Annotated in this window: 30 protein-coding genes; 9 read left to right on the top strand and 21 right to left on the bottom strand. The window is 56.2% G+C overall.

The window, feature by feature from the left end; genetic code table 11:
- Nucleotides 1-79: 79 nt before the first annotated feature.
- Nucleotides 80-496, top strand: coding sequence for a DUF2946 domain-containing protein (locus tag ACYAC5_RS20235; protein WP_336767956.1), 417 nt, complete (start codon nucleotides 80-82; stop codon nucleotides 494-496).
- Between the two features lie 72 nt (nucleotides 497-568).
- On the top strand, nucleotides 569-2305 hold the full coding sequence (locus ACYAC5_RS20230) for a DUF2534 family protein (protein WP_462063257.1): 1737 nt from the start codon (nucleotides 569-571) through the stop codon (nucleotides 2303-2305).
- Between the two features lie 80 nt (nucleotides 2306-2385).
- On the opposite strand, the gene ahr is transcribed toward ACYAC5_RS20230, so the two are convergent.
- Both ahr and ACYAC5_RS20220 read right to left on the bottom strand, forming a co-directional pair.
- Nucleotides 2386-3402: an NADPH-dependent aldehyde reductase Ahr gene (ahr, locus tag ACYAC5_RS20225; protein ID WP_008108001.1), complete on the bottom strand. Its 1017-nt coding sequence runs from the start codon at nucleotides 3400-3402 to the stop codon at nucleotides 2386-2388.
- A gap of 122 nt (nucleotides 3403-3524) precedes the next feature.
- Complete coding sequence (locus ACYAC5_RS20220) at nucleotides 3525-3794, bottom strand: hypothetical protein (RefSeq protein WP_192414728.1); 270 nt, start codon at nucleotides 3792-3794, stop codon at nucleotides 3525-3527.
- Between the two features lie 280 nt (nucleotides 3795-4074).
- On the opposite strand from ACYAC5_RS20220, the gene ACYAC5_RS20215 reads away from it, so the two are divergent.
- Nucleotides 4075-4635 carry a thioredoxin gene (locus ACYAC5_RS20215; protein WP_192414726.1) on the top strand — a complete coding sequence of 187 codons (561 nt, stop codon included), beginning with the start codon at nucleotides 4075-4077 and terminating at the stop codon, nucleotides 4633-4635.
- Between the two features lie 232 nt (nucleotides 4636-4867).
- Here ACYAC5_RS20215 and ACYAC5_RS20210 read toward each other — a convergent pair whose 3' ends face one another.
- The 9 genes from ACYAC5_RS20210 to ACYAC5_RS20170 all read right to left on the bottom strand — a co-directional run bounded on the left by ACYAC5_RS20210 (nucleotide 4868) and on the right by ACYAC5_RS20170 (nucleotide 13043).
- Nucleotides 4868-5341: a GlcG/HbpS family heme-binding protein gene (locus ACYAC5_RS20210; protein WP_462063254.1), complete on the bottom strand. Its 474-nt coding sequence runs from the start codon at nucleotides 5339-5341 to the stop codon at nucleotides 4868-4870.
- An 86-nt stretch (nucleotides 5342-5427) separates the two neighbouring features.
- Nucleotides 5428-6039 (bottom strand): response regulator transcription factor, encoded by a 612-nt coding sequence (locus ACYAC5_RS20205; protein ID WP_350262235.1) that lies wholly within the window; start codon nucleotides 6037-6039, stop codon nucleotides 5428-5430.
- A gap of 4 nt (nucleotides 6040-6043) precedes the next feature.
- On the bottom strand, nucleotides 6044-7351 hold the full coding sequence (locus ACYAC5_RS20200; RefSeq protein WP_462063251.1) for a sensor histidine kinase: 1308 nt from the start codon (nucleotides 7349-7351) through the stop codon (nucleotides 6044-6046).
- Between the two features lie 295 nt (nucleotides 7352-7646).
- On the bottom strand, nucleotides 7647-8423 hold the full coding sequence (locus tag ACYAC5_RS20195) for an ABC transporter ATP-binding protein (protein WP_064741357.1): 777 nt from the start codon (nucleotides 8421-8423) through the stop codon (nucleotides 7647-7649).
- Complete coding sequence (locus tag ACYAC5_RS20190) at nucleotides 8420-9106, bottom strand: ABC transporter permease (RefSeq protein ID WP_061719022.1); 687 nt, start codon at nucleotides 9104-9106, stop codon at nucleotides 8420-8422. The genes ACYAC5_RS20195 and ACYAC5_RS20190 overlap by 4 nt, the downstream gene beginning before the upstream one ends.
- 9 nt (nucleotides 9107-9115) lie before the next feature.
- Complete coding sequence (locus tag ACYAC5_RS20185; protein WP_280173289.1) at nucleotides 9116-9835, bottom strand: ABC transporter permease; 720 nt, start codon at nucleotides 9833-9835, stop codon at nucleotides 9116-9118.
- Nucleotides 9836-9847: 12 nt separating this feature from the next.
- Nucleotides 9848-10696 (bottom strand): transporter substrate-binding domain-containing protein, encoded by an 849-nt coding sequence (locus ACYAC5_RS20180; RefSeq protein ID WP_176970607.1) that lies wholly within the window; start codon nucleotides 10694-10696, stop codon nucleotides 9848-9850.
- 16 nt (nucleotides 10697-10712) lie between these two features.
- On the bottom strand, nucleotides 10713-11903 hold the full coding sequence (locus ACYAC5_RS20175; RefSeq protein WP_462063248.1) for a M20 metallopeptidase family protein: 1191 nt from the start codon (nucleotides 11901-11903) through the stop codon (nucleotides 10713-10715).
- Nucleotides 11904-12152: 249 nt separating this feature from the next.
- On the bottom strand, nucleotides 12153-13043 hold the full coding sequence (locus ACYAC5_RS20170; protein WP_462063246.1) for a LysR substrate-binding domain-containing protein: 891 nt from the start codon (nucleotides 13041-13043) through the stop codon (nucleotides 12153-12155).
- A 105-nt stretch (nucleotides 13044-13148) separates the two neighbouring features.
- Here ACYAC5_RS20170 and ACYAC5_RS20165 point away from each other — a divergent pair, with 105 nt between their 5' ends.
- On the top strand, nucleotides 13149-13853 hold the full coding sequence (locus ACYAC5_RS20165; protein WP_309837880.1) for an SDR family oxidoreductase: 705 nt from the start codon (nucleotides 13149-13151) through the stop codon (nucleotides 13851-13853).
- Between the two features lie 204 nt (nucleotides 13854-14057).
- Entirely contained in the window at nucleotides 14058-14189 is a 132-nt protein-coding gene (locus ACYAC5_RS20160) for a hypothetical protein (RefSeq protein WP_255421535.1), read from the top strand.
- 1 nt (nucleotide 14190) lies between these two features.
- Here ACYAC5_RS20160 and ACYAC5_RS20155 read toward each other — a convergent pair whose 3' ends face one another.
- Nucleotides 14191-15123, bottom strand: a complete 933-nt coding sequence (locus ACYAC5_RS20155) for an AraC family transcriptional regulator (protein ID WP_462063244.1) — start codon at nucleotides 15121-15123, stop codon at nucleotides 14191-14193.
- A 159-nt stretch (nucleotides 15124-15282) separates the two neighbouring features.
- On the opposite strand from ACYAC5_RS20155, the gene ACYAC5_RS20150 reads away from it, so the two are divergent.
- The gene (locus tag ACYAC5_RS20150) at nucleotides 15283-16014 is read left to right on the top strand and encodes an SDR family oxidoreductase (RefSeq protein ID WP_462063242.1); all 732 of its coding nucleotides are present in this window, start codon (nucleotides 15283-15285) and stop codon (nucleotides 16012-16014) included.
- 42 nt (nucleotides 16015-16056) lie between these two features.
- On the opposite strand, the gene ACYAC5_RS20145 is transcribed toward ACYAC5_RS20150, so the two are convergent.
- The 3 genes from ACYAC5_RS20145 to ACYAC5_RS20135 are packed head-to-tail and all read right to left on the bottom strand — an operon-like array spanning nucleotide 16057 to nucleotide 18278.
- Nucleotides 16057-16746, bottom strand: coding sequence for a DJ-1/PfpI family protein (locus ACYAC5_RS20145; protein ID WP_217547720.1), 690 nt, complete (start codon nucleotides 16744-16746; stop codon nucleotides 16057-16059).
- A 49-nt stretch (nucleotides 16747-16795) separates the two neighbouring features.
- Nucleotides 16796-17764: a magnesium/cobalt transporter CorA gene (gene corA / locus ACYAC5_RS20140; protein WP_101761767.1), complete on the bottom strand. Its 969-nt coding sequence runs from the start codon at nucleotides 17762-17764 to the stop codon at nucleotides 16796-16798.
- 43 nt (nucleotides 17765-17807) lie between these two features.
- On the bottom strand, nucleotides 17808-18278 hold the full coding sequence (locus ACYAC5_RS20135) for a GNAT family N-acetyltransferase (protein ID WP_462063241.1): 471 nt from the start codon (nucleotides 18276-18278) through the stop codon (nucleotides 17808-17810).
- Nucleotides 18279-18371: 93 nt separating this feature from the next.
- Between ACYAC5_RS20135 and ACYAC5_RS20130 the strand changes: the two genes are divergently transcribed.
- On the top strand, nucleotides 18372-18914 hold the full coding sequence (locus ACYAC5_RS20130) for a GNAT family N-acetyltransferase (protein ID WP_462063240.1): 543 nt from the start codon (nucleotides 18372-18374) through the stop codon (nucleotides 18912-18914).
- Here ACYAC5_RS20130 and ACYAC5_RS20125 read toward each other — a convergent pair.
- Entirely contained in the window at nucleotides 18896-19216 is a 321-nt protein-coding gene (locus ACYAC5_RS20125; RefSeq protein ID WP_008109204.1) for an AzlD domain-containing protein, read from the bottom strand. The genes ACYAC5_RS20130 and ACYAC5_RS20125 overlap by 19 nt on opposite strands.
- The gene (locus ACYAC5_RS20120) at nucleotides 19206-19880 is read right to left on the bottom strand and encodes an AzlC family ABC transporter permease (protein WP_462063239.1); all 675 of its coding nucleotides are present in this window, start codon (nucleotides 19878-19880) and stop codon (nucleotides 19206-19208) included. The genes ACYAC5_RS20125 and ACYAC5_RS20120 overlap by 11 nt, the downstream gene beginning before the upstream one ends.
- 102 nt (nucleotides 19881-19982) lie before the next feature.
- On the opposite strand from ACYAC5_RS20120, the gene ACYAC5_RS20115 reads away from it, so the two are divergent.
- On the top strand, nucleotides 19983-20531 hold the full coding sequence (locus ACYAC5_RS20115; protein ID WP_061719009.1) for a helix-turn-helix domain-containing protein: 549 nt from the start codon (nucleotides 19983-19985) through the stop codon (nucleotides 20529-20531).
- Nucleotides 20532-20671: 140 nt separating this feature from the next.
- On the top strand, nucleotides 20672-21193 hold the full coding sequence (locus ACYAC5_RS20110; protein ID WP_309837193.1) for a GNAT family N-acetyltransferase: 522 nt from the start codon (nucleotides 20672-20674) through the stop codon (nucleotides 21191-21193).
- On the opposite strand, the gene ACYAC5_RS20105 is transcribed toward ACYAC5_RS20110, so the two are convergent.
- From ACYAC5_RS20105 to ACYAC5_RS20090, 4 genes are read right to left on the bottom strand one after another with little or no spacing between them, the layout of a single operon-like run.
- Nucleotides 21190-22593: an ABC transporter ATP-binding protein gene (locus ACYAC5_RS20105; RefSeq protein ID WP_462063238.1), complete on the bottom strand. Its 1404-nt coding sequence runs from the start codon at nucleotides 22591-22593 to the stop codon at nucleotides 21190-21192. The genes ACYAC5_RS20110 and ACYAC5_RS20105 overlap by 4 nt on opposite strands.
- On the bottom strand, nucleotides 22590-23375 hold the full coding sequence (locus tag ACYAC5_RS20100) for an ABC transporter permease (protein ID WP_101761154.1): 786 nt from the start codon (nucleotides 23373-23375) through the stop codon (nucleotides 22590-22592). Before ACYAC5_RS20100 ends, ACYAC5_RS20105 begins: the two co-directional genes overlap by 4 nt.
- Nucleotides 23372-24307 carry an ABC transporter permease gene (locus ACYAC5_RS20095; RefSeq protein WP_462063422.1) on the bottom strand — a complete coding sequence of 312 codons (936 nt, stop codon included), beginning with the start codon at nucleotides 24305-24307 and terminating at the stop codon, nucleotides 23372-23374. Before ACYAC5_RS20095 ends, ACYAC5_RS20100 begins: the two co-directional genes overlap by 4 nt.
- Nucleotides 24307-25833 carry an ABC transporter substrate-binding protein gene (locus tag ACYAC5_RS20090; protein ID WP_462063236.1) on the bottom strand — a complete coding sequence of 509 codons (1527 nt, stop codon included), beginning with the start codon at nucleotides 25831-25833 and terminating at the stop codon, nucleotides 24307-24309. Before ACYAC5_RS20090 ends, ACYAC5_RS20095 begins: the two co-directional genes overlap by 1 nt.
- Nucleotides 25834-25995 lie beyond the last annotated feature (162 nt).

Genomic DNA, 25995 nt, shown 5'->3' with positions numbered 1-25995 from the left:
ATAGCCTCTATTTTTTTAACCCATCAGCGTCAATCGCGTTACACTTCCGCCTCATTTACGGAATCATCCACTAGCAACCATGACGTTTACACATCACTTCCGCCAGCGTTTGACTGCCTGCGTCGCCATTGTGGCGGTGCTGCTGCTGTTCGTCGCGCCGATTGTGTCGAAAACGTTGATGGAGCGTCAAAGCCAGCTGCTGGCGATGCCGCAGCACAGCATGATGAATAGCTCAATGAGCCATCATGAAATGATGATGGCGGATATGCCGATGCCCGGCATGAGCCATCACATGATGGACGACGGCGAGTTTGCCTGCGGCTATTGTGATCTGCTGGTGCATGTCCCGCTCCTGATGTGGGTGTTTATTCCGTTTATCTGGCTGATTATGGTGATCTCGCGCGCCCCGCCGCTGCCCCACGTGGTTGCGCCGATTGTGCGTCGCGTTAGCAGCATTCATCGTCCGCGCGCCCCGCCTGCACCGCTTTCCTGCTGACCTCATTTATTGCAGCGCACGCTCAGCCTGAGCGATGTGCTAAGACAATTTCTTTTTGGAAGGAAGACGGCTTTGTCTGCTGCTCACTCTGCAGCACCGCGCGGCGCGGTGCTTAATTTGCTACGTCGCTTACATTTTTATATTGGTCTGTTTGTCGCCCCGTTCATCTTTATTGCGGCGCTCAGCGGCACGCTTTATGTGTTGACGCCCCAGCTGGAAAACCTGATTTATGCCGATGCGCTAACCGCTGAACCTCAAGGCAACGCGCAGCCGTTGTCGGCTCAAATCAGCGCGGCCCGTGCCTATGCGGGCGGAAACCAGCACATCTACGCGGTGCGTCCTGCGCCGGGTGCAACGGATACCACGCGCGTGCAGTTCAGCGACGCCACGCTCGGTGCATCACTGTCGCGCGCGGTGTTTATCGATCCCTACAGCCTGAAAGTGAAAGGCGATATGCCGGTTTACGGCACCAGCGGTGTGTTGCCGCTGCGCACCACCATCGACTTACTGCACAGCAGCCTGCTGCTAGGCGATTTCGGTCGTAACTACAGCGAACTGGCGGCGTCCTGGCTGTGGGTGGCCGCTCTCGGCGGCGTGGTGCTGTGGCTGGGAACGCGTCCGAAACGTAAGCTGAAGCAACCGCGCAGCGGTTTCGCCTTCAGCCGCCACTGGCACATTACGCTCGGTCTGACGCTGGCGATCGGTTTGGTGTTCTTCTCGGTGACCGGCCTGACGTGGTCGCAGTGGGCGGGCGGCAATATCGATCGCATGCGTACCGAACTGAACTGGCTGACGCCACAGGTGAATACTTCGCTCAACAGCGATGCGCCTGCTGCACCGGCCAATCCGCACGCCGATCACATGCCGGATAGGGATATGCCGGGCATGAGTATGCCGATGTCGTCGATGACCAAACCAACGGCAGCGCCCGCCAAACCGGCGCGCAATAACGCCGCTGATGCCGACTGGGATCGCGTGCTGAATGCGGCGCGTCAGGATGGACTGAGCGCGGCAAAGCTCGAACTGCGTCAGCCAAAAAGCGCAGATAAAGCGTGGGCGGTGACGGAGATCGATCGCAGCTGGCCAACGCGAGTCGATGCGGTGTCGGTGAATCCGCAGGATTTCAGCGTGGTAGATCACGTCTACTTTGCCCGTTTCCCGCTGGTGGCGAAGCTGACGCGCTGGGGCGTTGATGCGCATATGGGCGTGCTGTTTGGTTTACCCAATCAGCTGCTGCTGGCGTTCTTTGGCCTGGGTTTATGCAGCATGATCGTGTTCGGTTATCGCATGTGGTGGATTCGTCGGCCAAAAGATGTCGAAGCGAATCCGGCACAGACCCTAACCGAAACCTGGATGGCGTTACCGCATTACGCCAAAGTCGCCTGGTTAATGGTGGCGCTGGCGCTGGGTTATGCGCTGCCGGTGATGGGCGCGAGTTTGCTGGCGTTCCTGCTGCTGGACATTCTGCGCTGGCGCAAACAGCAACGCGCACCGCTCGATGAAGCCGCGCTGTTGGCTTCACAGCAATCTCCGCTGGGCATTATTCGCGCGCGATATGCCGTGAAGCGTAAAGAGATGCGCTACTTCCTGCGCGGTTTGTTTATCCTGGCGCTGATTGTCGGCACGGTAATGAGCAATGCGATTATCGGTGGCGTTATCGATCAATATGGCATTCCGTTCAGCCATTGGTCGCTGACCATGTACATCACGCAGGGCTTTATGATTGCGTTGTACACCACGGTATTTACCGCGCTGACGTCGATTCCGCTGTGGTATTTCTTCCTCGGCGAAAAGGATGATCGGGGATAAGTGCGTGGAGTTTAACGGTGCGCAGGAATGCGCACCGTACGGCCTGAGATCGCCATTTATGGCGATCTGGTCATTGAGATTTAAAAATCGGCTTTCAACACTACGCGGTAATTGGCTTTACCCGCGCGTACGTGATCCAGCGCTTCATTGATTTTAGACATCGGGAACTCTTCCACCTGCGGTGCGATATCCGCACGCGACGCCAGTTTCATCAGTGAACGTAGCTGGCCTGGCGAACCGGTAGAGGAACCGGTCACCGCGCGATCGCCCATAATCAGGCTGAACGCCGGCACTTCAAAAGGCTTCATCACTGCGCCGACGGTGTGGAATTTACCGTGCGGAGCCAGCGCCTGGAAGTACGGTGCCCAGTCAAGATCCACCGCCACCGTGCTGATGATCAAATCAAACTGACCGGCCAGCGCATTCAGCGCCTGCGGGTCGCGGCTATTTACCACGCGGTCCGCACCCATCGCTTTGATTGATTCGGTTTTGCTGGCGTTGGAGCTGAATGCCGTCACTTCCGCACCCATTGCACGCAGCAATTTAATCGCCATGTGGCCCAGGCCGCCGATGCCGATCACGCCGACGCGGCTGGTGGCGGTGACATGATGCATCAACAGCGGTTTGAACACGGTGATGCCGCCACACAGCAGCGGACCCGCCGAGGTGTAATCCATCGCTTCTGGCAGCGGGATCACCCATTGCCAGTCGGCGCGCAGATGGCTGGCAAAACCGCCTTTGTTCATGATGGTTGGCACCGAACCGTTCTCACAGTTAACGTGCTCGCCATTGATACAGGCATTACAGTGCTGGCAGCTTTTCGCCGTCCAGCCGATGCCCACGCGCTGGCCCACTTTCAAGCCTTTATTCTGCGCCGCATCGCCTAACGCGCTGATGCGACCAATCACTTCGTGGCCGGCAATCACCGGGAACGAGGAGATGCCCCACTCGTTATCAATCATCGACAAATCTGAGTGACAAACACCGCAGTAATCGACCTCAACCTGCACCTCTTCAGCAGCCAGTTCACCGGCTTCATACTCATGAGGCACCAGCGCTTCACCCGCGTTCAAGGCGGCATAACTTTTGATTTTCATTACTGTCCTCTGTATCCACGTTTTTGACAGGGCAAGTCTAGCAGAGCGTGTTTCCCGCTCTTGACCATTAATCCGTCACTTAGCCGCTTTAACGCGATTAAACCGCCGAAAAGCATCAAGGGTTAAAGCGGATCGTGATTAAGCGGCGTGCGGTACGCGAGGCGCGCCTCTTCAATCAGTTGGCTGGCGGTCACCGTGGGCGGCAAGCGCGTCAGCACTTTGCTCGCTTGCCAGTAACACAACACCATAAGTTCATCGGATTCGCTTTCCGCCATCTCTAGCAGCCGCTCGCGCAAAGTGGGAACGTCCAGCGTTTGGTGTTCATCCATTAACTCGGCAATGGTTTCATTAAGAACCTGATGAATGATTTTCCAGGAGAGATTGGCAAACACATTGAACCTCGATGCTCTTAACGTTTGGCTCCAGGCAAATGAATCAAAAATGCTACAAGTAAGAAGATTGAAACAGGATTAACTATAGCCGCTTATTTTCTGTGCAAGGCGGTTGCAGGCTGAGTTTCTTGTAGCTCGCGGATCTATAAAACGATTTTTCTTGCGCCACATTTGCAGCAATCGAATGGCTTTGTAACAAAAAAGCACAAGCCCACGCTGGCTGTCCGCGCCGCGCTTTGCCAAAGTAAGACAACTTTTATCGCTGCAACAGGGAATGACCATGAGCCAATCCATCGCATTACACGCCGATCCGCTGGTTTGGGGCCACGGCCCGAAAGTGTTCGAAGTATTTCTGGAACCCACCTGCCCGTTTTCCGTGCGCGCATTCAACAAGCTGGACGCGTTGCTGCAACGGGTAGGCGAAGAGAAGATGACATTAAAAATTCGTTTGCAATCACAGCCGTGGCATATGTATTCCGGCGTGATTGTGCGCTACATCCTTGCCGCCTCAACCTTGCCGGAGGGCAAAGCAGCCGCCAAAAAGGTGCTGCAGGCGGTGGCGGATCATCGTGAAGAGTTCGAGTTTACCGATCATAGCCACGGCCCGAATATGGATGCCACGCCGAATCAGATTCTCGATCGTCTGGAGCAATACAGCGGCGTTAACGCGCGCGAACCTTTTCTGCGTGCCGAGCTGCAGAATGAGATCAAATGGCACAGCAAATACTCGCGGCAAAACGGTATCCACGTTTCACCAACCTTCATCACCAACGGTTTGGTGCAGCTGGATATCGGCAGCGGCGACGAGATTGAATCCTGGGCTGAACGCATCCTCGCTTAACGCCTTTGGCCCGTTGCGGCGGGCCTTTAGTATGATTTCGCAATAGATTTTCGCTAGCACTGCTTGCCTCAACGCCGACAATCGCTATCTGTCTAATTATGCTGTCACAGGCACGCGGTCGGGCACGGTTGCTTGTCGAACTGCTGCTGTTTACCTCGCCGATGCCGCTAGTCTGTTTTGCACTGTCGCGCCGTAACTAACCAGGTCGCCATCAATGACGACCTGGTGCGTATTACTTAATGACTTTCAACGCATCCACCGCGCAGGCTTCATCCAAATGGCCGCCCGGTGCGCCGCCGATGCCGATTGCGCCAATCACCTGGTCGCCGCTTTTCACCGGCACACCGCCCGCCAGCAGCAGGAAGCCTGGAATATCACGCATGTTCTGCGCACCAGCATTATTCTGTGCGGCTTCCATCACTTTACCGCTTGGGTTTTTGGTGCTCAGCGCGGTATAGGCTTTCATCTGGCTGGCTTTAACGGTGTGTGGACCGGCGTTATCCATGCGCTGCACCGCTTTCACCAAACCAGCACGATCCACCACGGTCACCGTGACGTTGTAGTTTTTCGCCGCACACGATTGAATCGCGGCGCTCGCCAGCTTCTGTGCGTCAGCAAGGGACAGGTTGGATTCGGTTAATGCAGCGTGGCTGCCGAAGGATACCAGGGCCGCCGCAGCGGCAATCAGAGAAAGGCGGATGTTCATGTGTCACTCCTGTTTAATAGTGAGTGACACTGTAAAGCGCGGCGGGCAAAAGAAATATTCGGGCGATTACCCGTTCGGCCAGGTAGTTATACCTGGTTCAACTGCTGCCAGGCGTGAATCAACTGTGCAAGATTATTGAGTTCCAGCTTGGCAAACACCGCCGCGCGATGCGCTTCCACGGTGCGCGGCGAAAGCGATAAATCACGCGCGATCGCTTTGCTGGTTTGCCCGGCAATCATCAACTGCATCACTTCACTTTCACGCGCCGATAACAGCGCAAACCGCGCCTGCAAACCCTGCTGCGACTGCCAGCGATCGGCACGCTGCTCACTTTCGCTGAATGCCAAATGAATGGTCTCCAATAGCGGTTCTATCTCCAGCGGCTTGGTGTAAAACTCAAAAGCGCCCTGACGAAATGCGCGGCGACAGGCATCAATGGTGCCGTGACCGGTCATGATGATCACCGGAAGCAGCGGATGGCGATCGCCCTGCTCCGCCAGCCAACTCAGACCGCTAATGCCCGGCATGCGCACATCCAACAGCAAACAGCCGCGCAGCGGTTGTTGCGCCTGCGTAGCCGCTTCAAATGTGGCCAAATCGGCAAAATCGGCCACGTCGTAATCCAGCGTCTTAAGCAGAAAACCGAGCGATTCTCGCACGGATAAATCATCATCCACTAACCAAACCTTTGCGACCATTCCGTTACTCCGCCAGTTGGAAAATTAAGGTAATCTCCGCGCCGCCTGCAGCGCGATTTGCCAGCCGCAGCTGGCCGTTCATGCGTAACATCAAACTCTCGACCAGCGTCATGCCTAATCCCATGCTGTTAGCGCGCGAGCTGTAAAACGGCATGCAAGCCTGCGCTAATCCTTCCGCCGAGAAGCCGGGACCATTATCGCTAATGATGATTTTGATGCCGTGAGGAATAGGTTCAGATGCCATGTTCACCCATGCATCGGGACGTCCTTGCTGCATGTGAATGGCGTTCTGCAACAGGTTATGGAACACCTGTTCCAGCCATTGGGGATCGCTCAATACTTTTGCCTGACCGTGCTGCCACTGCTGACGCAGCGTGACATCGCCGTCATCCAGTTCCTGTTGCAGCAGCACCGTCACGCGCCGCCAGATGGCTTCCGGATTCACGGCGGTCATCGCCACCGGACGTTCGCTCACGATGTCGCGAAAGCGTTGCAGCAACGCCGCGAGGCGCTCGGTTTGCAGGTTCATCGCGTTGAGCGCCTGCGGCAGATTCTCGTACTTGCCCTGTTTCAGCAGCAGCTCACTGCTGTGCAGCCAGGTGTTGATGGCTGTCAGCGGCTGATTAATTTCATGAATGATGCCAGCGGTAAACTCGCCCAATGCTTCACGTCGCGTCCGCTGGAAATAGTCCGCGCGCAGGCGCATCTCCACGTGCTGACGCCAGTGACGCAGCAGCCACCAGCCTAAACCGCCAATTACCAGCCATGCCAGCAGCGCCAGCATAAATGGCAACGCATGCAGCGCACGCCAGTCGGGATTCGCGCTGCCTTTCAGCAAGAATGGCTGATAGTGATTGATGAACGGCCGCTGCCATTGCCAGCGCGCGGTGTCCGAATAGTTCACCGTTTGCATGGCGGGCGGTGCGTGGATATGAAAAGCCAGCGCCAGCGCCACATCCGAGGTTTGCAGGGCAAAATGCAAATCGATCAGCATGCGAATCTGGCGGTAAGGATTGTAGAGCCAATAGCGACCACCGCTCACTTCTTCAAAACGCGGCGCGGTTAACGGACGATTTACGGTGTGTTCCAACAGGACAAGCTGGGGGAATTTGCTCTGCAAAGAGGCGAGTTTCTCATCGCCATTCAGCAGCGGCAACAGCGTTTCATTCTGCGTTTGATAGGCGGCGAGACGATTAAACTGCTGATTAAATTGCGCCTCGCCGACACGCTGCTGCTGCAAAATTTGATCGGTAAATAACGCTATCAAGGTAATCAGCGTTAACAGCAGCCAGACCAGCCAATACCTTTTCATCCATGGTCGGTAAGTGTGCGGCATAGAGTTCCGTGGTTATGCAGTAAAGAAGTACTCCAGAAAAGGAGGCCTGACTAAAGTCAAACGTTTTAACCCGCGCCGTAGAGGGATTCAACGACTTTTCCCGGTCGTCGCGTGTTTTCAGAAGTGTGCCTGGCGCGTGGTTGCTGCTATCCGGACCACCCGTTGCTAGAGCAATGGCTGCAATTGGGAAGAAATTTAGGTAAAACATGAGACGCAGAAGAAATGCACCAGCTCACTCTCGTTGCTGGTGCGAAGGGAAATGAAACTGTTGTTAACTATTGCGCTGTAAGTGACTACTCACAAATGCGCGACAGCGCGCGGAAAGGGGATCGCTGAACACCTGCTGCGGCGAACCGGCTTCCTCAATCTTGCCCTGATGCAGGAACACCGCTTTGTTCGAGACATCGCGTGCAAAGCCCATTTCGTGTGTGACGATGATCATGGTGCGCCCCTCTTCCGCCAGGCTACGAATCACGCGCAACACTTCGCCTACCAGCTCAGGATCAAGCGCGGAGGTTGGCTCATCAAACAGAATGGCTTTCGGCTGCTGCGCCAGCGCACGGGCAATCGCCACGCGCTGTTGCTGACCACCCGAGAGCTGCGATGGCCACGCGTTACGCTTCTCGTACAATCCCACTTTTTGCAGCAGCGCTTCGGCCTCTTCAATCGCCTCTTTACTGCTGCGCTTCTGCACATGAATTGGCGCTTCGATGATGTTCTGCAGCACGGTTTTGTGCGGCCATAGGTTGAAACCCTGGAAGACAAAACCGAGCTGCATACGCATCAGCTTGATACGGCGCTGCTGCTCGCGGCTCAACTTCTCATCGGGATTATCGATAGTGACCACTTCGTCACCCACCGCGATTTCCCCGCCCTGCGGCACTTCTAAAAATGGAATGCAGCGCAATAAGGTACTCTTGCCAGAGCCGCTGGCACCAATCAGCGAAATCACGTCGCCATCCTGGGCCGTCAGGCTAATATCGTGCAGCACTTCGTGCCCGCTATAACTTTTTCTGAGATGACTCAGGGCGATAGTGGGTTTACTCATGGACGTGCTCCAACGTGATAAGGGGACAAACGGCGCTCCAGCAGCGCCACCGCTTTACTCACCAGCACGGTCAGTAGCAGATAGATAATCGCCGCGCTAATAAACACCTCCAGCGCGCGGAAGGTCTCAGAGACGATTGAATCAGCGATGCCGGTCATCTCCATCAAACTGATGGTGCTGACCAGCGAGGTCGATTTGATCATCGAGATAATTTCATTGCTGTAAGCCGGTAATGCCTGACGTACCGCCAGCGGCAGCGTAATGCGGCGCAGCGTGGTGAAGCGCGACATACCGCTCACTTTGGCGGCTTCCAGCGACTGCACGCTCACTGCGTTTAGCCCGCCGCGTAGAATCTCCGAGGTGTAAGCCGCATCGTTAAGAATTAATGCAATCAAACCGCACCAATAAGGATCGCGCAGCAGCGGCCACAGCACGCTTTCGCGCACCGCTGGCAAGCTGCCGAGGCCGTAATAGATCATGAAGATCTGAATCAGCAGCGGCGTGCCGCGAAACACCCAGACATAAAAGCGCGTAACGTAGCTACCAAAGCGGTTCTGCCGCAGCAGATTGAGCAGCAGCGCCAATACGCCGCCGCCCAACAGTGACAGCAGCGCCAGATTCAGCGTCAGCGGCAGGCCGCGCAGCAGTGCAGCTAAGGTGTGCTGCAGGAAAGTGACATCCATCGTGGCTCCTTACAACCGCGCGCGTTGTTGCCCGCGCATGGCCACTTTTTCCACATAGCGGAAAACAAAATCGGAACAGGTGGTGATCATCAAATAGATCACCGCACCAACGCTGTAGAAGAAGAACGGCATTTGCGTCGAGTTGGAGGCAGTGGAGATCTGGTTCATGGTTTCCACCAAACCAGTGACCGAAACCAGCGCCGACTCCTTGATCACCGATTGCCACTGATTGCCCATGCCCGGCAGCGCGGTTTTCAGCGCCTGTGGCACGATCATGCGGCGGAACAGCATCAAACGGCCCATGCCCGTAACCGTTGCGGCTTCCAGCGTACCTTTCGGGATCGCGTAAAATGCACCGCGGAACACGCTACTTTGATATGCGCCGGAGATCAGGCCAATGGCAATCGCGCCGGCGACAAAGCCGTTCACGTCGAACGGACCTTGCAAGCCGAGACTTTCCCCGACAAACGACACCACCTGACGTCCACCAAAATAGAACAGGTAGATCACCAGCAGCTCCGGCACACCACGAAACAGCGTGATGTAGCCGTTGGCGAGCCGCTGCTGCCAGCGCCCGCCACCAATCTGCATCCAGCACAGCAGGCTGCCAAGGATTGCGCCCAACAGCCATGCACATAAAGAAACGGTGACGGTCACCGTGGCGGCGTTAAGCAACACGCCGCCCCAACCTTCGTCACCAAAACCTAAGATTTGCCAATCAATAGCCATAAGCGCCTGGAATTACTCTTTAGGTGCGACGTTTTCGCCGAACCATTTTTCAGACAGCTGCTTCAGCGTGCCATCTTTGATCATGGAATTTAACGCCGAATCCAGCGCCGCTTTCAGCTCCGGATTGTTTTTCTGAATCGCGATAGCGGAACCCTGGCCCAACACGCCGCCCGAGAAACCGTAACCAGTGCTGTTCACCGTATCCGCATGCTTTTTCACATAGGCATTCAGGTTAGTGCGTGATGCCATTACCGCATCAACGCGGCCATTCAGCAGATCGGCGAAGGTTTCCGGGCCGGCCTGATACGTGCGAATCGTCGCCACATCCGCCAGATATTTGTTGAGGAAGTCCGCCTGAATGGTGGCAACCTGTACCGCGATGGTTTTGCCTTTGAATTTGGCTTTCAGCGCATCAATAGATTTGGTCATCGCGGCTTCGTCATCCGCCAGCACCACTTCGCCATTGCCTGGCAAAGTATCAACCGCGCTGCCCTTCAGGGTGACGAAACCTGAAACACTGACGGTGTACTGGCGGGAGAAATCTACCACTTCTTCACGCTTCGGCGTGACGGTCACGGCATCGATTACCGCGTCATATTTGCCGTCGACTAAACCCGGAATCATACCGGACCATTTCTGTGCCACGATTTCGTATTTGAAACCGGCTCGTTTAGCGATTTCAGCCACCATATCCGGCTCATAACCGACGATTTTGCCGTTCGGCGTAGATTGGTTAAACGGCGGATAAGCGGCCTCAGTGGCGAATTTCAGCGTGCCAAAATCTTTTGCCTGCACCAGAGCAGAAGAGGCAAGCAGCAGCATGCCCACAGAAGCGGTAAACAGTCCTTTACGCATCATCATAAAACCTCGAAGTTCGTTATTTTGAGAGTAAATCAATGGCTAAACGGGCTAATGCCTGCGTGCCGGCATGGATACTGCGCTCGTCGGGTTGGTAATCCGAATTGTGCAGATGGTCGTCGCGTCCCGGTGCGCCGGATCCAATGTGGATCTGGCAACCTGGCGCGCGCTCGGTAAACAGCGAGAAATCTTCGGCACCAAAGCTGGCGCTCGGTTTGGCGATGATCGCTTTACCAAACTGGTGCGACAAAATCGGTTCCAGCACATCAATCAACGCATCGTCGTTCATCAACGGCGGTACACCGCGCTGATAATTGACCTCAACGCGCACATTCAGCGACAGCGCGACGCCCGCGCAGATACGTTTGAACGCCTCTTCAATGTGCGCACGCGCCGCCGGTGATTTGGCGCGCACTGTGCCCTGAATCAGGCAGCTATCGGAAATAATATTGTGAGTGGTGCCGCCATGAATATGGCCGATGGTCAGCACCGCTGAATTGGCGGGATCGAGTTCGCGCGAAATAATGGTTTGCAGCTGGCTTACCAGATTGACGGCAGCAATGATCGGATCGGTTCCCATGTGCGGACGGGCCGCGTGCGTTGATTTACCGTGCACTACCACATCAAACTCATCGCTGGAAGCGGTGCTGGCGCCGCGCGTTAAGCCGATTTCACCGGCGGCCAGTTCCGGTTTGTTGTGCAGCGTGATGGCCAGATCGACGCCATCTGCCGCGCCATCAGCGATCATCGCTTCGGCCCCGCTATCGGGCGTCTCTTCTGCTGGCTGGAAAATCAAACGTAACGTGCCATGCAGCTGCGCGCGATAGTGCGGCACTATCGCCGCCACGCCGAGCATCGTCGCGGTGTGAATATCGTGGCCGCAGGCGTGCATTTTGCCGGGATATTGGCTGCTGAAAGGTAAGCCGGTTTGTTCGTGGATTGGCAACGCATCCATATCCGCGCGTAACAGCACGGTTTTACCGGGATGCGCGCCGACAATATCAACCATCACGCCACTTCTGCCAACGCCGGTTTGCGGCGTCAGATCCAGGCGCAGCAGTTCCTGCTCAACGATGTGGGCGGTGCGGACGGTGTCGAAACCCAGCTCCGGATGCGCGTGTATATCACGGCGGATGGCGATGAGATGCGCCTGCATGCTTTCACTTTTGGCGCTGATGTCCCTGGCTAAAACATCTTTATAATCGGTCATATGCAAAGATCTTTTTCAGGCGTAAACCTGGCCTTTATGGCATTTTTATTAAAATTGACTCCGTATTTATTCACACCCCCCGGCAGAATGCAACGCGCAATCCGTTGCTTTACTTGCTGAATTTTCGCAATATTTTGCTAATTCACTGCCTTGACAGGATAAAACCCCATGTCTGCATCATTAAGCAGTTATAACATTCATGATCCTGCGTGGATCATCAGTTTTACTGATTTCGTTATTGAACAAATATCAGCCGCTAACCTGCGATAAAAGCCAATCGCGCACCGCCATCACCGGCGCCTGCTGGCGCGGACGGCGCGGCCACACCAGATACCAACCGGCATCCAGGGTCATTTGCTGCGTAAACGCGGGCACCAACCGTCCGCTGGCGAGATCGTTCTGCACGAAATGCGGGCTGGTGAGCGCAATACCCTGCCCGCTAATCGCCGCTTCCAGCGCCAGCGCGGTTTGATTGAAACGCAGGTGATGCTGATGATGCAGCGATAAATTCGGGAAGGTAAACGCGAGAAATGCTGGCCACAGATGGTGACCATCGTGCAACAAGGCGTAGCGCTGAAAGTTGTCGCTTGCAGCCGGATCGCCAAGCTTGGCTAACAGCGCAGGACTCACCACCGCTAATACCGTTTGGCTAAACAGCAATGTGGCATCAAGACCCGCGCCAAACGGTGGCCTGCCATAACGCACCGCTAAATCGACGCCTTCATGATGAAACTGCACCAGCCGCTCAGAAGCCAACACGCGCAGATCGATATCCGACCATGCGGTGGTAAAGCCCGGTAAACGCGGCAGCATCCAGCGGCTGGCAAAGGTAGGTGTAACGCTCAGCGTTAAGCGATTCGGTTCTGGTCGCAGCGTGCGCGTGGCTTCATCGATCAATTCAAATGCCTGACGAATGCTGACCGCATAGCCCGCACCCGCGCCGGTCAGCGCCAGCGTGCGCGGCAATCGATCAAACAATTTCAGTCCAAGGCTGGCTTCCAGAGCACGAATTTGCTGCGCCACCGCGCCCTGTGTGACGCCTAACTCTTCCGCCGCCAGGCGAAAGTTAAGATGGCGCGTCACCGCTTCAAACACTTTCAACGCATTGAGCGGCGGTAGTTCGCTGAATCCCTGACTCATCCTGTAGTTTTCCTATCGTCAATTGGCAAACAGACTGACTCTCTGCTGCCAAAATTACCTTTTATACTGGTTTTAATCGATTTTTAATTAACAGGAAGATCAATGATGACAGTAGAAAAAGTTGCAATAATCGTCGCCGGTGGCAGCGGAATGGGAGCAGCAGCAGCTGAGAAACTGGCAAGCGATGGCTATAAAGTGGCAATCCTCTCCTCCTCCGGCAAAGGTGAAGCGCTGGCGGAGCGTCTGGGCGGTTTGGGCGTGACCGGTTCTAATCAGTCGGTAGCGGATCTGCAGAAGCTGGTGGATCAAACGCTGGCGCGCTGGGGCCGAATAGATGTGCTGGTGAACAGCGCCGGTCATGGTCCGCGCGCGCCGATTTTGGCGTTAACCGACGAGCAGTGGCAGCTTGGCATGGAAACCTATTTTTTAAATGTGGTACGCGCCACGCGTCTGGTCACGCCAATTATGCAGAAACAAGGCGGCGGCAGCATTATCAACATCTCCTCCGCGTGGACGTTTGAGCCAACCGATATGTTCCCGACCTCGGCGGTGTTCCGCGCCGGCCTGGCATCCTTCACCAAAATCTTTGCTGATGCCTACGCGGCCGATAACATCCGCATCAACAATGTGCTGCCTGGCTGGATCGACAGCTTGCCGAAAACCGGTGAACGTCAGGATAGCGTGCCATTACAGCGTTACGGCACGTCTGAAGAAGTGGCGGCGACCATCGCCTTCCTGGCTTCGCCTGGCGCAGCCTATATTACCGCTCAGAATATTCGTGTTGATGGTGGCGTGACGCGCAACGTTTAGCGAGTAAATGCGTAGTGTTCAGCCGCTCAGGGATCAGCGCCCTGTGCGGCTTTTCTTTTATTTATGGTTTACATTCCAGACCAAAAACAAGACTGGTCTCGTCGATTTCATTACCAGATAAAAGACAGAATAGTCTGATTCGCTGACAGGGATTTCTTACTTCAGCCAACAAACTTTCTTCTTAAATTCTGATTTGAGGTCGCTATGCAATCGATTTTACGTTCACGTTTCTCTTCTTTTCTGACAGTTGAACGCCGTGTAGTTTGGCAAATGATGTTTACCGGCTGCGCGGTATTCTGGATTTTGATGGTCGTCGCCATCATGAGCATTCGCTAAGCTAATGCGCCTGTAATCGGCCGGACAGCTGCTCCGGCGGTAACAACTCAAACGCCCGCCTCATCTCCCGCGCCTCTTCTGCCGGACTGCGACCAAACAGCCTTTTGAACTCACGATTAAACTGCGAATCACTTTCATAGCCGACGCGCGCTGCGGCACCTGCGGCGGTAAGATTGTCGCGGATCATCATCAGACGCGCCTGATGCAATCGCAGCGATTTTAGATATTGAATCGGCGAGGTTTGCGTCACCGTTTTGAAATGCAGATGGAAGCGCGGCACGCTCATCCCGGCTTCATTCGCCAGATGCGGTACATCCAGCGGCTGACGCCAGTCGGCATGGATGCGCTGCAAAGCCCGCGCGATACGACCAAAATGGCCTTGATAAGTTAACGCTGCACGCACCGCGCCACCCTGCTCGCCCATTAATACGCGAAAACAGATCTCTTCGACCCGCGCGGGCCCCAACACTTTGGCTTCAAGCGGATCGCTCAACGCTTCCAGTAAACGCAGTGTGCTCTCCGCCAGGATTTTATTGATTGGTGTGGAGATGATGCCCGCCGGCGCAGCGGTTACCGCCGATTCACTGCTGGCCAGCTGCGCCACCAGCCGCGCCACCATGGCAACATCCAGACGAATCGCGATGCCCAGCAGCGGCTCTTCTGATGTGGCTTCCGTCTCGGCAGAAAACGGCAGCGGCACTGACAACACCAGATAGTGCTGCGCATCATAGCGATACATCTTGTCGGCGAGGAAAGCTCGCTTCGATCCCTGGCAAATAATAATGATGCTCGGCTCATACAGTACCGGCGTACGCGCCCACTGCCGATCGGCACGCATAAAGCGCACGCTATCAAGCAGTGATTCGGTATAGCCTTCCTGACGCGCCAGCTGGCTGAGTAAAGCGCAGGTGCGCTGTTGCACGGATTGCGACATAAATAATTTCCACTGAGATATTCAGGCAAAGCATAGCCATCAAGCTGCTGTTTGCACAATGCACGCGAGAGGATCAGGCAAAGATGCGCCACAATCCGGTCTGTTGCGCACTGCGTGATTTATCAACAATAGCCTCGTCAATTCAACGAGGAATGCATCATGAACACAGCGAAGAAAGTGATTATTTTGACAGGTGCCAGCAGCGGCATAGGCGAAGGTATTGCACGTCATCTGGCGCAGCAAGGTCATCAACTGGTGCTTGGCGCGCGCCGCACCGATCGTCTGCAAGCGTTAAGTGAAGCGCTGCGCTTTGGCGGCGCGAACGTGGATTATCTCGCTACCGACGTCACCCAAAGCGCTGATATCCAGCAGCTGGCCGATTTTGCGCGGGAAAAATATGGCCGTATTGATGTGATGATCAACAATGCCGGCGTCATGCCGCTGTCACCCATGAGTTCAATGAAAGTCGATGAATGGGACTTGATGCTCGACGTCAATGTTCGCGGCGTGCTGTATGGCATTGCGGCGGTGCTGCCGACCATGCAGGCGCAGCAGTTTGGTCACATTATTAATATCGCCTCGGTTGGCGCGCTAACCGTTTCGCCGACCGCCGCCGTTTACTGCGCCACTAAATTCGCCGTACGCGCGATTTCCGATGGCCTGCGTCAGGAGTCGCAACATCTGCGGGTTACGGTGATCAATCCCGGCGTAGTCGAATCTGAACTGGCGGATAGCATCACCGATAGCACCGCGCGTGAAGCGATGAAAAGCTATCGCCAGATCGCGCTCCAGCCAGCAGCGATTGCCAACGCGGTGAGTTGGGCCATCGATCAACCTGGCGAAGTGGATACCAGTGAAATCACCGTGCGCCCTACTGCCAGCGCACATTAAGCAGTAACAACCGTGGCGATTTCAGGCTGAAATCGCCAGCTTTCACTCCTCGCGCTTGAGCCGTGCAGCGGCACTTTCTGTCGCCGCACGTCGGCGAGCAATAAAATCCTGCATCTGGCTTTTTGCCTCGGCCAAACGTTGCGGCGAGGCGCTGCGCGGTGAACCTGAATGGAATGGCGGCGCCGGATCGTACTCCATCTGCAGCTGGATATTTTCTGCGATTTCACGTCCAAGCAGCTCTTCCGCTACGGTTAACGCAAAATCAATGCCCGAGGTGACGCCCGCGCCAGTGATGCGGTTGCGATCGCGCACCACGCGTTCGGCTACCGGCGTGGCACCGAGCAAGCTCAGCTGATCAAGCGAACCCCAATGCGACGTCGCGCGATATCCCTGCAACAATCCCGCAGCACCTAACACCAGCGAACCGGTACACACTGAAGTTATCCACTTTGCGTTCTCCGCCATACGACGGACAAAATCCAGCGTTTCGTCATCGTCCATCAGCGCAATTTGTCCGGGACCGCCGGGAATGCAGATCAAGTCGAGTTGCGGGCAATCGGTAAAGGTCACGGTGGGTACGATCGCCAGACCGCGATCCGACATCACCGGCTGGCGATCTTTCCAAATCAGATAATTGTTAGCGTTGGGCATGCGGGCAAACACTTCCCACGGACCGGTGAGATCGAGTTGCGTGAGGTTGGGGAACAGCAGCAGACCAATATTAAAGGACATCTTTCGCTCCAGATCGCAGGAAGTGGTAAAAAATGCAGGCATTCAGCGGTTAAAGCCAACCGGCCTTTTTCAGCCGCCACCACATCACGCAGCAGATAACAACAGTAATGCCCACCACGGCGGGATAGCCAAAGTGCGTGTGCAACTCCGGCATATCGGGGAAGTTCATGCCGTACATACTGAAAATGATGGTGGGCACAATCAGGATCGCCCCCCAACCGGCGAGCTTTTTGTTTACTTCGCTTTGCTGCACCGACACCAGCGCCAGATTCACCTGCATCGCGCTGGTGAGCATTTCGCGCATGTCTTCCGCATCAATCATCACGTGATGCGCGTGGTCCTGTACGTCACGCAGATAGGCGCGCAGATTTTTCGGGATGATATCTTCGTGGAAGCGCACCAGCTGCTGGCAGATTTCCGTCACCGGCAGCGCCGCATTGCGTAGCGCCAGCAGTTCACGGCGCAGATGATAAACGTTTTGCAGCGCGTCGCTGTCAAAACGCGTGGTGAACATGCCCTGTTCCAGCCCGCCAATGCGATCGTTAAGTGATTCGGTGATTTTGCTGTAGTTATCGACGATGAAATCGAGGATGCAATAGAGCGCATAACCCGGACCTTCACACAGTAATGCGTGGTTCTTTTCGGCTTTGGTGCGGATGTCGGCATAACCTTCCGATGATCCGTGACGCACGGTGATCAGGAAGTTTTTGCCAAGAAAGAAGTGGGTTTCGCCGAAGGTGATGCGCTGCAAATCGTCCATGTGCGCGGTTTTTACCACAATAAATACCGAATCACCGTACTGCTCAATCTTTGGTCGCTGATGCGCTACCAGCGCATCTTCTATTGCCAGTTCGTGCAGGCTGAACTCCTGCTGCAGCGTCTGCATAAAGGCCGGTTCGGGTTGGTACAAACCCATCCAGACGAAGGATTTCTCTTCTTTTAATACTTCACTAATATCAGCGATGTCGACATGCTCTTCACGCTTACCGTGGCGATACGCCACGCAGTTAATGACCATATGCGCGTCGTCCTTGTTGTTTTCACTCTTTTTCATTTTAGCCTTAAAGCTCGCGTACCATTTCTACGCAGGGAAGATCGGCTTGTGCCAGCGCCGAGGGATAAAGCGTCTCACGCACTACACGAAAACCGTGGCGCAGATAAAAGCCGCTCGCGTTGGGCGTGGCGGCGAGCGTCAGTTTATCAAAACCCCGCTGATGCGCTTCATCGATGATTGCCTGCATGATGGCGCTGGCATAACCTTTGCCGTTGCAGGCGGGCAGCGTGAAGATCGCTTCAACGCTGCCGTTGTGCAAGTCGAGAAATCCGGTCGCGGCCACGCCATATTCAGCATCCTCAACCACATAAAACGGATGGCTTCTGACCGCCTCGAAATAGCCGGACGGTAACGCATCGGGTGTCCATGCGCTGATAATATCAGCGGGATAAACGGCCCGGCAACCGTGGCGAATGGCAAGGTTGCGGATGCGCCACAACGTGGCCGTTTCATCACAGCGGGCTAAACGCGGTTTCATACGTTTTCCTCTATGCTAGTAATCCGTGGAGTATCACAGTAACAAAACTCATCAGGAAGATAACGCCGATCTCGGCTACAAAAGGTTACGACAATGCAACTCACTTCATCACGTTTGTTTCTTCGTCCGGTTGAACCCACCGATGTTCAGCGCCTGTTTGCCATCTATGGCGATCCTAAAACCAACATGTTCAATCCGGCGGGTCCGTTTCCCGATTTAGCCTTTGCAGAAGAAGTGTTAAATCGCTGGCTGGCGCACTGGCAATCCTTTCCCTTTGGTAACTGGGCAATTTGCCTGCGGGAACAGCCGGATGAGGTTATCGGATTTGGTGGTTTATCGGTGCGCGAGTTTGCTGGCAAGCCGGTAAATAATCTTGGCTATCGTCTGGCGAAAGAGGCATGGGGAAAAGGTTATGCCACCGAGTTTGCACGAAGGGTTATCGCTTATGGCTTCGATGAATGCCAGCTTCCGGTTATTGATGCGGCGGTGCGTCAGGATCATATTGCATCACAGCAGGTACTGGAAAAGGCGGGACTGCGCTGTTACGGCCAGGTTCACGATGTTCCGGGCGCGCCCGCCAGTTTGGTATATGAATTACGTGCGCAAACCTGGCGCGATCAGGGCACGCCAAAGTAACGTAGCAACGCGGTCATTAGCGCGGCACCGATAATCACCAGGATTAACGGTGTGCGGCGCCAGGCCAGAAACACCGCAAACAGCACGCCGGCGATGCGCGCCACGCCGGCAAAATGCGTGCCTTCAAACAGCGCGGTGGTAACGGCCACCGCCAGCAGCAAAACGGTGGCTGCATCGGATAGCATATTGCGTGCGCGATCCGACATCTGCATGCGGCTGCCCAGGCGATAACCGGCGAAACGAATCGCATAAGTGCCTACCGCCAGCAGCGCGATGCCGCCAATGATCAGATTATTTTGCATTTTTACACTCCCGCCAGCTCAGTAATCCCAGCAGTGAAAACAGCACCGGCATGCCCGCTGGCACAAACGGTGTCGCCAGCACAGACAGCGTGGTGCCGAGCGTAGCGGGGATCAGCGTACGACGCTGACGCAGCGCCGGGAATATCAGGGCAATCAGGATCGCTGGGAACACCGCATCCAGACCAATGGCCGATACGTCGGGAATAAAGCGCCCGATCACCGCACCGCCAATGACCGACAGCGGCCAGATGGTGAAAATACCTAATCCGCAAATCCAGTACGCGGCGCGACGTTGCGCCAGTTTTGGCTGGGAAATACCAAACACCACGCTTTCATCATTCATGATGTGGCATCCCAACAAACTGCGGCTGCCTTTACCAACCAGGTCTTTCACCGCAATGCCAAACGGCAGATGACGCGCGTTGACCAGCAAACCCGCCGCCGCCGCCGTTAACGGACTGCCGCCGCCAGCCACGATGCCGATAAACAGGAATTCCGACGCGCCCGCCAGCACCAGCGTTGATAGCGCAATCGGCACCCACAGCGGAAACCCTTCCGCTGCCGCCAGCGAACCGTAAGAGAGCCCGACAATGCCGTCGGCAAGACAAACCAGGAAAATGGCTTTTATTACTCCGCGATCAAGCGGTACTGCACCCAGACGCATCACAATTTGATCTCATATCGAACAGGAAAGCCGTTATAATGAACGCGCCAGAATCGTTTTACAAGACGAACAAAGCGTTCGATATAAAGAACAGGAGAGGGTTTGACCACGCCAATTGATATTATTGCTGTCGGATTACTGCGCGAACGTCAGCGCGCGGGGCTTTCACTGACAGAGGTGGCGCGTCGCGCCGGTATCGCCAAATCTACGCTGTCGCAGCTCGAAGCGGGCAATGGCAATCCCAGCCTTGAAACGTTGTGGGCGCTGTGTGTGGCGCTGAACATTCCTTTCGCGCGTTTGATGGAGCCGGAAGTGAAGCGATTGCAGGTAATTCGCCGTGGCGAAGGCATGATCGTCTCGGCGGAGATGGCGGATTATCAGGCAGCTTTGCTGGCAAGTTGCCCGCCCGGCGGACGCCGCGATCTCTATCTGGTCACCAGCCAACCGGGCGCGCCGCGCGATTCAAAACCGCATCCGCCGGGCTCGGTGGAGCATGTGATTATCGCGCGTGGCCGGGCGCTGGTTGGGCCGCGCGATGCGCCGGTCGAACTGCATCCCGGCGACTACATTTGCTATCCCGCTGACGAACCGCATGTGTTCGAAGCCTTAGAGGCGGATACCATGGCGGTGCAGTTGTCGGAGCAGAATTGAGTGTCGGTGGGTCAGGTCGCCATAAATGGCGCCACTATGGAATTGCAGAGTGACCATCAGAATTTCCTATTATTAAATCCGATGATTCGCGTGCGGCGCGGTGGCATGCTGTGGTTTTCGCCGCTAAGAATCAGGAACATATGGACATTATTCCCGCCCGACCTCATCACGCCGCTGCCATTCAGAAAATCTACGCCTGGCATGTGCTACACGGCACCGCGACCTTTGAAACTGAACCACCTTCGGCGAGCGAAATGCTGAAACGCGTGCAGGATGTGCAGCAGCGCGGCGGTTTTTGGCTGGTGGCGCAGGAGGATGATCAGGTGCTGGGTTACTGCTATCTGGCGCCGTATCGCCCGCGTTATGCCTATCGCTTCACGCTGGAGGATTCGATTTACCTCGATCAGCAGCAAACCGGCAGAGGCATTGGTCGCGCACTGTTGCAAAAAGCCATTGCGCTGGCAGAAGCGGCGGGATTTCGCCAGATTATCGCGATTGTTGGCGATAGCGCGAATGCCGGATCGCTGGGATTACACCGGGCGCTCGGTTTTGAGCACACCGGTGTAATGAAATCAGTGGGATTCAAACATGGCCGCTGGCTGGATACCGTAGTGATGCAGCGTTCACTCGGTCACGGCGACAGCCAGCCGCCAGAACGTTAAGCGACTGCCTCCATCGCGATCATACGATGCGTGCCCTTTTCCAGCAGATCGCGATCGTGGCTCACCAGTAACACCGCGCACTGCTGCTCGCGCGCCAGCGAGGTGATGAGCTGGATGGTTTGCTGCTGCACCAGCGGATCCAGACGCGATGTAGGTTCATCGGCAAACAGAAATACCGGATCCAGCAGCATCACGCGTAACAGCGAGAAGCGCTGCAGCTCGCCGCCCGACAGTGAATCGGGACGACGCGTCAGCAGTTCCGGCGTCAGCGCCAATTGCTCCATCAGCGCATCCCGCCGCGTGGAGGCGATGCGATGACGGCGCAACACATCGTCCAGGCTTTGCGCCAGCGTGCGGGTCGGTGGGAACAGCGCAGACGGATCCTGATAAATCTTCTGGTATTTCAGCCCATCGACCGCCGCATGCCGCGTCACCTTGCCTTGCTGCGGGGTTAGCAGGCCGAGCAGCACATCGCCAAAGCTACTTTTACCGCTGCCGCTGGCACCGTGTAATCCAACGATTTCCCCGGCGTGCAGCCTGAAGTCTTGCGGCACGCCGAGCGATTTACCGCCGCGCTGCAAGCGGATGCCCTCAGCGCTCACCACCGGTTTACTGCCCATAACGGTTTGTTGCCGTGCAGGCCAGGCGGTGGGATCGGCGGCGAGTAATTCACGCGTATAGCGCTGCTGCGGTTCATGTAACACCTGTTCCGCCCTGCCCTGCTCAATCACCTTGCCTTTATGCATCATGATCACCTCACCGCCCAACTGGCGCGCCAGCGCGATGTCGTGGGTGATGGTGAGCAGTGTGCCGCCGTCGGCCACTTCCCGGCGCAGCAAAGCGGCTACTTCATCACGACGCGCCACATCCAGCCCTTTGGTTGGTTCATCGGCAATCAGTATCTCCGCGCCACCTGCCCGTGCGGCGGCAAAGGCGGCGCGCTGCGCCATCCCGCCGGAGAGTTGCCACGGAAAACGCGGCGCCGCGTCCTGTAAACCAAGCTGCTGTAAATCGCGCTGGGCCGACAGTGCGCTGGTGGATTTCGCGTTTCCGCGTACATAACGATAGCCTTCCGCAACCTGCTGCAGCACTGACATGGTGGGATCCAGCGACAGCCACGGCTCCTGCGGCAGCGACGCTAATGTGCGGCCCCATAATTCACGCAACAATCCGGCATCCTGCGGCAGGGTAAAACGCTGTTCGTTGATGATTAGCGTACCGCTGGACTGTAAATCGTCAGGCAAAATGCCCATGACCGCTTGTGCCAGCAGGCTTTTACCTGAACCGGTTTCACCCAGCAAGGTCAGCGGTTGTCCGGGCTGCAGGGTTAAATCAACCGGCTCCACCAGCGTGGCACTGGCGGTTGTGACGCTGATGCCGATAACCTGTAATCCTTTCATTTACGCTCCTCTTTCATTAACAGATTCAGGCTGATCAACAGCAGAAACAGCGCGATTACCGGCTGCATTAGCAGCCACGGTGCTTCCCAGGCAAACGGCAGCAGTTCGGTCATCATCAATCCCAGTTCTGGCGTCGGCGGACGTACGCCGACGCTGATAAAACCAAGCGCAGAGACCGCCATGATGGCGCTGCTGAACGAGAACAGAGTCAACGTGGTTAATACCGGCGCTAACGCTGGCCACAGGTGTCGGCGGAAACGGTAGAACGCCGAAAAACCGAGCAACTTTGAGGCCTGCATGCCGGGTGCCTGCACAATCGGGCGCAGGGTTGCGCGCGTGACGCGGAAGAACTCCACCCACAGCACCAGCGAAATCCCCAGCCACAACATGCCGGGAGAATCCGGCGCAATCGCCGCTAACAGCAGCACCAGCAGCAATCCCGGCAGCGCCAGACACATATCGCCGAGCATGCTGAGCAGACGATCCAGCCAGCCACCATACAGTGCGCTGAATACGCCAGCCAGCACGCCCGCCAGCAGCGCGCTCATCACACAGAGCGCCGCGAGACCCAGCGAAAGGCGCAACGCGGCACTGAGGCGCGGCAGCATGTCGCGACCAAGATGATCAAACCCGAGAAGATTGGCGCCGCTCGGCGCGTGCAGCATTTGCAGCAGATCCTGTTCCAGCGGGTCGCCATGATGAATCAGGGGCAGCAGGAAGGCGAAACCAAGCAGCAAGCACAACAGCAGCAGGCCGATAAGACGCGAAAATGAAATTGTCATGCGCGCGCTCCTCTGGGATCAAGCAGATGACAACCCGCATCCACCAGCATATTCAGCAGCACGAACAGCAGTCCGAGCGTCATGGCGCTGGCCTGAATCACCGGCACATCGCGGGCGAAGATGGCATGCACCAGCGCGTGACCAATGCCAGGCCAGGCAAACAGCGTTTCTACCACCACCACGCCTTCCACCAGCCAGACAAACTGCATGCCGAACCAGGTCAATACCGGCGATGCGAGGTTGCGCAATCCATGACGACGCAATAACGTTGCGGGCGCTAATCCTTTCTGCGCGCCCCAGCGGTAATAGCCCGAGTTGACAACCTGATACGTGGCTTCACGCACCACGCGCACGCCCACCGCGGTTAACGACAATGCCAGCGTCAACGATGGCAACAGAAAATGACGCAGCTCGCCGTGCCCGGCGCTGGGCAGCCAATCGAGCTGCAGCGCCAGCAGGACAATCAGCAGCATGCCCAGCGCAAAATGCGGCACCGATTTCAGCAGTGCGCTCAGCCAGAATAACGCGCGGTCGAGCTTGCCATTGGCGTGACATCCCGCCCAAATGCCCAGCGGCAAGGTGAACAGTATCGTCAGGAAAAGCGATGAACCTGCCAGCGCCAGCGTTTGACTCAGCTGCCAGCGCAGTTCATCCATCACCGGTTCGCCGGAGACCAGCGAACGACCAAAGTTGAACTGCAGCAGATCGAATAGCCAGTGCAGCAACGCGCTGCCCTGCTGCAGCGAGTCACTTAGCTCCTGCTGCACCCGCGCCACCGCGCTGGCATCCACACGATCGTAGCCATAACGACCGCTGGCAATACGCCATGCCATATCGCCGGGCAAGGACTGCACCAAAAACCAGGTGAGTAATCCCACCGCCAACACCACAAAAGCTGCCTGCGCTACGCGCCAGCCAAGTAGTTTGAACATCATTGCTCCCACTCCATCTGACGCAGACCAAAGTGGCGTTCAAACGGATCGAGCGTGACGTTTTTCAGCTTGCTGTTAATCGCGGCCGATTGCTGATACCAGGCAATCGGAATCACTGGCAGATCCTGCTGTAACGAGGCAGTGATCAGGTTACGCGCCTGCGCACGTTCTGCCGTGTCAGTGGATTGCGTTAAGGTGTGCAACGCCGCGCTAAAACCGGCCGGATGCCAGTTCATCGCGCCCCAGTCGCCGCCCTTTTCCGCATAATCCTGCAGTAACGTGCCGGTGGGATCAGGCGTGAGTGCAAAGTTGCGGGAAAACAGCGCCAGTTGTAGACGATTGCTGTGATGCTGCGCCGGAATTTCGCTGGCGTTGGTGGAGTTGATCTTCACTTCAATGCCGACTTTGCGCAGCTGCTGCTGGATAACCATCGCCATCAGCGGCAGTTCGGGACGATCGGGGAAGGTCAGCAGCGTCACACTAAAGCGCTGGCCGTTACGTGCTAACACGCCATCTGCACCCATTTTCCAACCCGCCGCCTGCAGTTGCTGTGCCGCCTGCTGCGGATTGAATTGCAACGGTTGCAGTGCGTTGTTGTGCCATTCACCCATATTCGGCGGGAATAACTGAGTGGCCGCGCCCGGATAACGCAATACCGCCATCGCCAGCGCGTTACGGTCAATCGCCATGCTGATCGCTGCACGCACCGGCTGTTCGGCTAACAGCGGATCGCCCGCATTGAGTTTCAGCATCAGCGTGCGCGGCACCGGAATGGCCGGCAGTTGTAGCGCTGGCTTGCGCGCTAAACGCTGACGGCTGGCAGCATCCAGGTTGAATACGTAATCCGCGTCGCCGCTTTCCGCCAGCAAGGCGCGTGTTTCGGCGCGCCCGGAAGAGAGATAGCTGGCAGCCGCAATCGCTGGCTTTTTGCCCCAGTAATCTTCAAAACGTTTTACTGCCAGCGATTGCGGTGGCTGGAATGACGTCAGCATAAACGGGCCGCTGCCGATGATGCGGGTGATGTTGCCCTGCACATCCCAGCTAGCCAACGCCAGAATCTGGGAACGGCTCTCTGCTAAAACCGAAAGCAGCGGCGTAAATGGTTCGCTCAAGGTGATGGTGACGCGTTGCCCTTCCCCGCTGATAGCGGTGATCGGCGTTTTATCCAGCAGCCCCGCCTTGCTGCGCGCGGTGTTGAGTGATTTCACCACCGCGGCCGCATCCAATGGCGATCCATCATGGAAGCGCACGTTGGGACGCAAATTCAATTGCCATTGCAAACCATCTGCCGACACCTGCCAGCTTTGCGCCAGCGCCGGAATGGGCTCGGCGCGTTCGTTCACTTCCACCAGCGTTTCCACCACATCCATTCGCAACAAAATGTCGCCGGAGAGTGCGGGATCGGCGCCTTTGATTTCAAACGGTGCCGCAATGCGCACCGTTTTATCCTGATGTTCAGCCGCCATTGAGGCGTAAGAAGCCAGGCCTAACGCCGAAGCGATAAGCAAATTTTTCATTGATTTCATTAAGATTTCCGACTGAAGCCGCTACAAATTAGGTGAGTTAATTACGTTATAACATAACAATACACATTTCAACACAGATTGCTGGCAAAGACGGGTAATTGACGCTGCGCGCAGTGCTTTTGCTGCGCTATGCTGAAAACGAACGTTTACTTTATGGAGCAG

The sequence above is a fragment of the Pantoea sp. y20 genome, assembly GCF_054903455.1.
The sequence above is the reverse complement of the archived record's forward strand: the minus strand, read 5'-3'. Positions and strand labels throughout refer to the sequence as shown.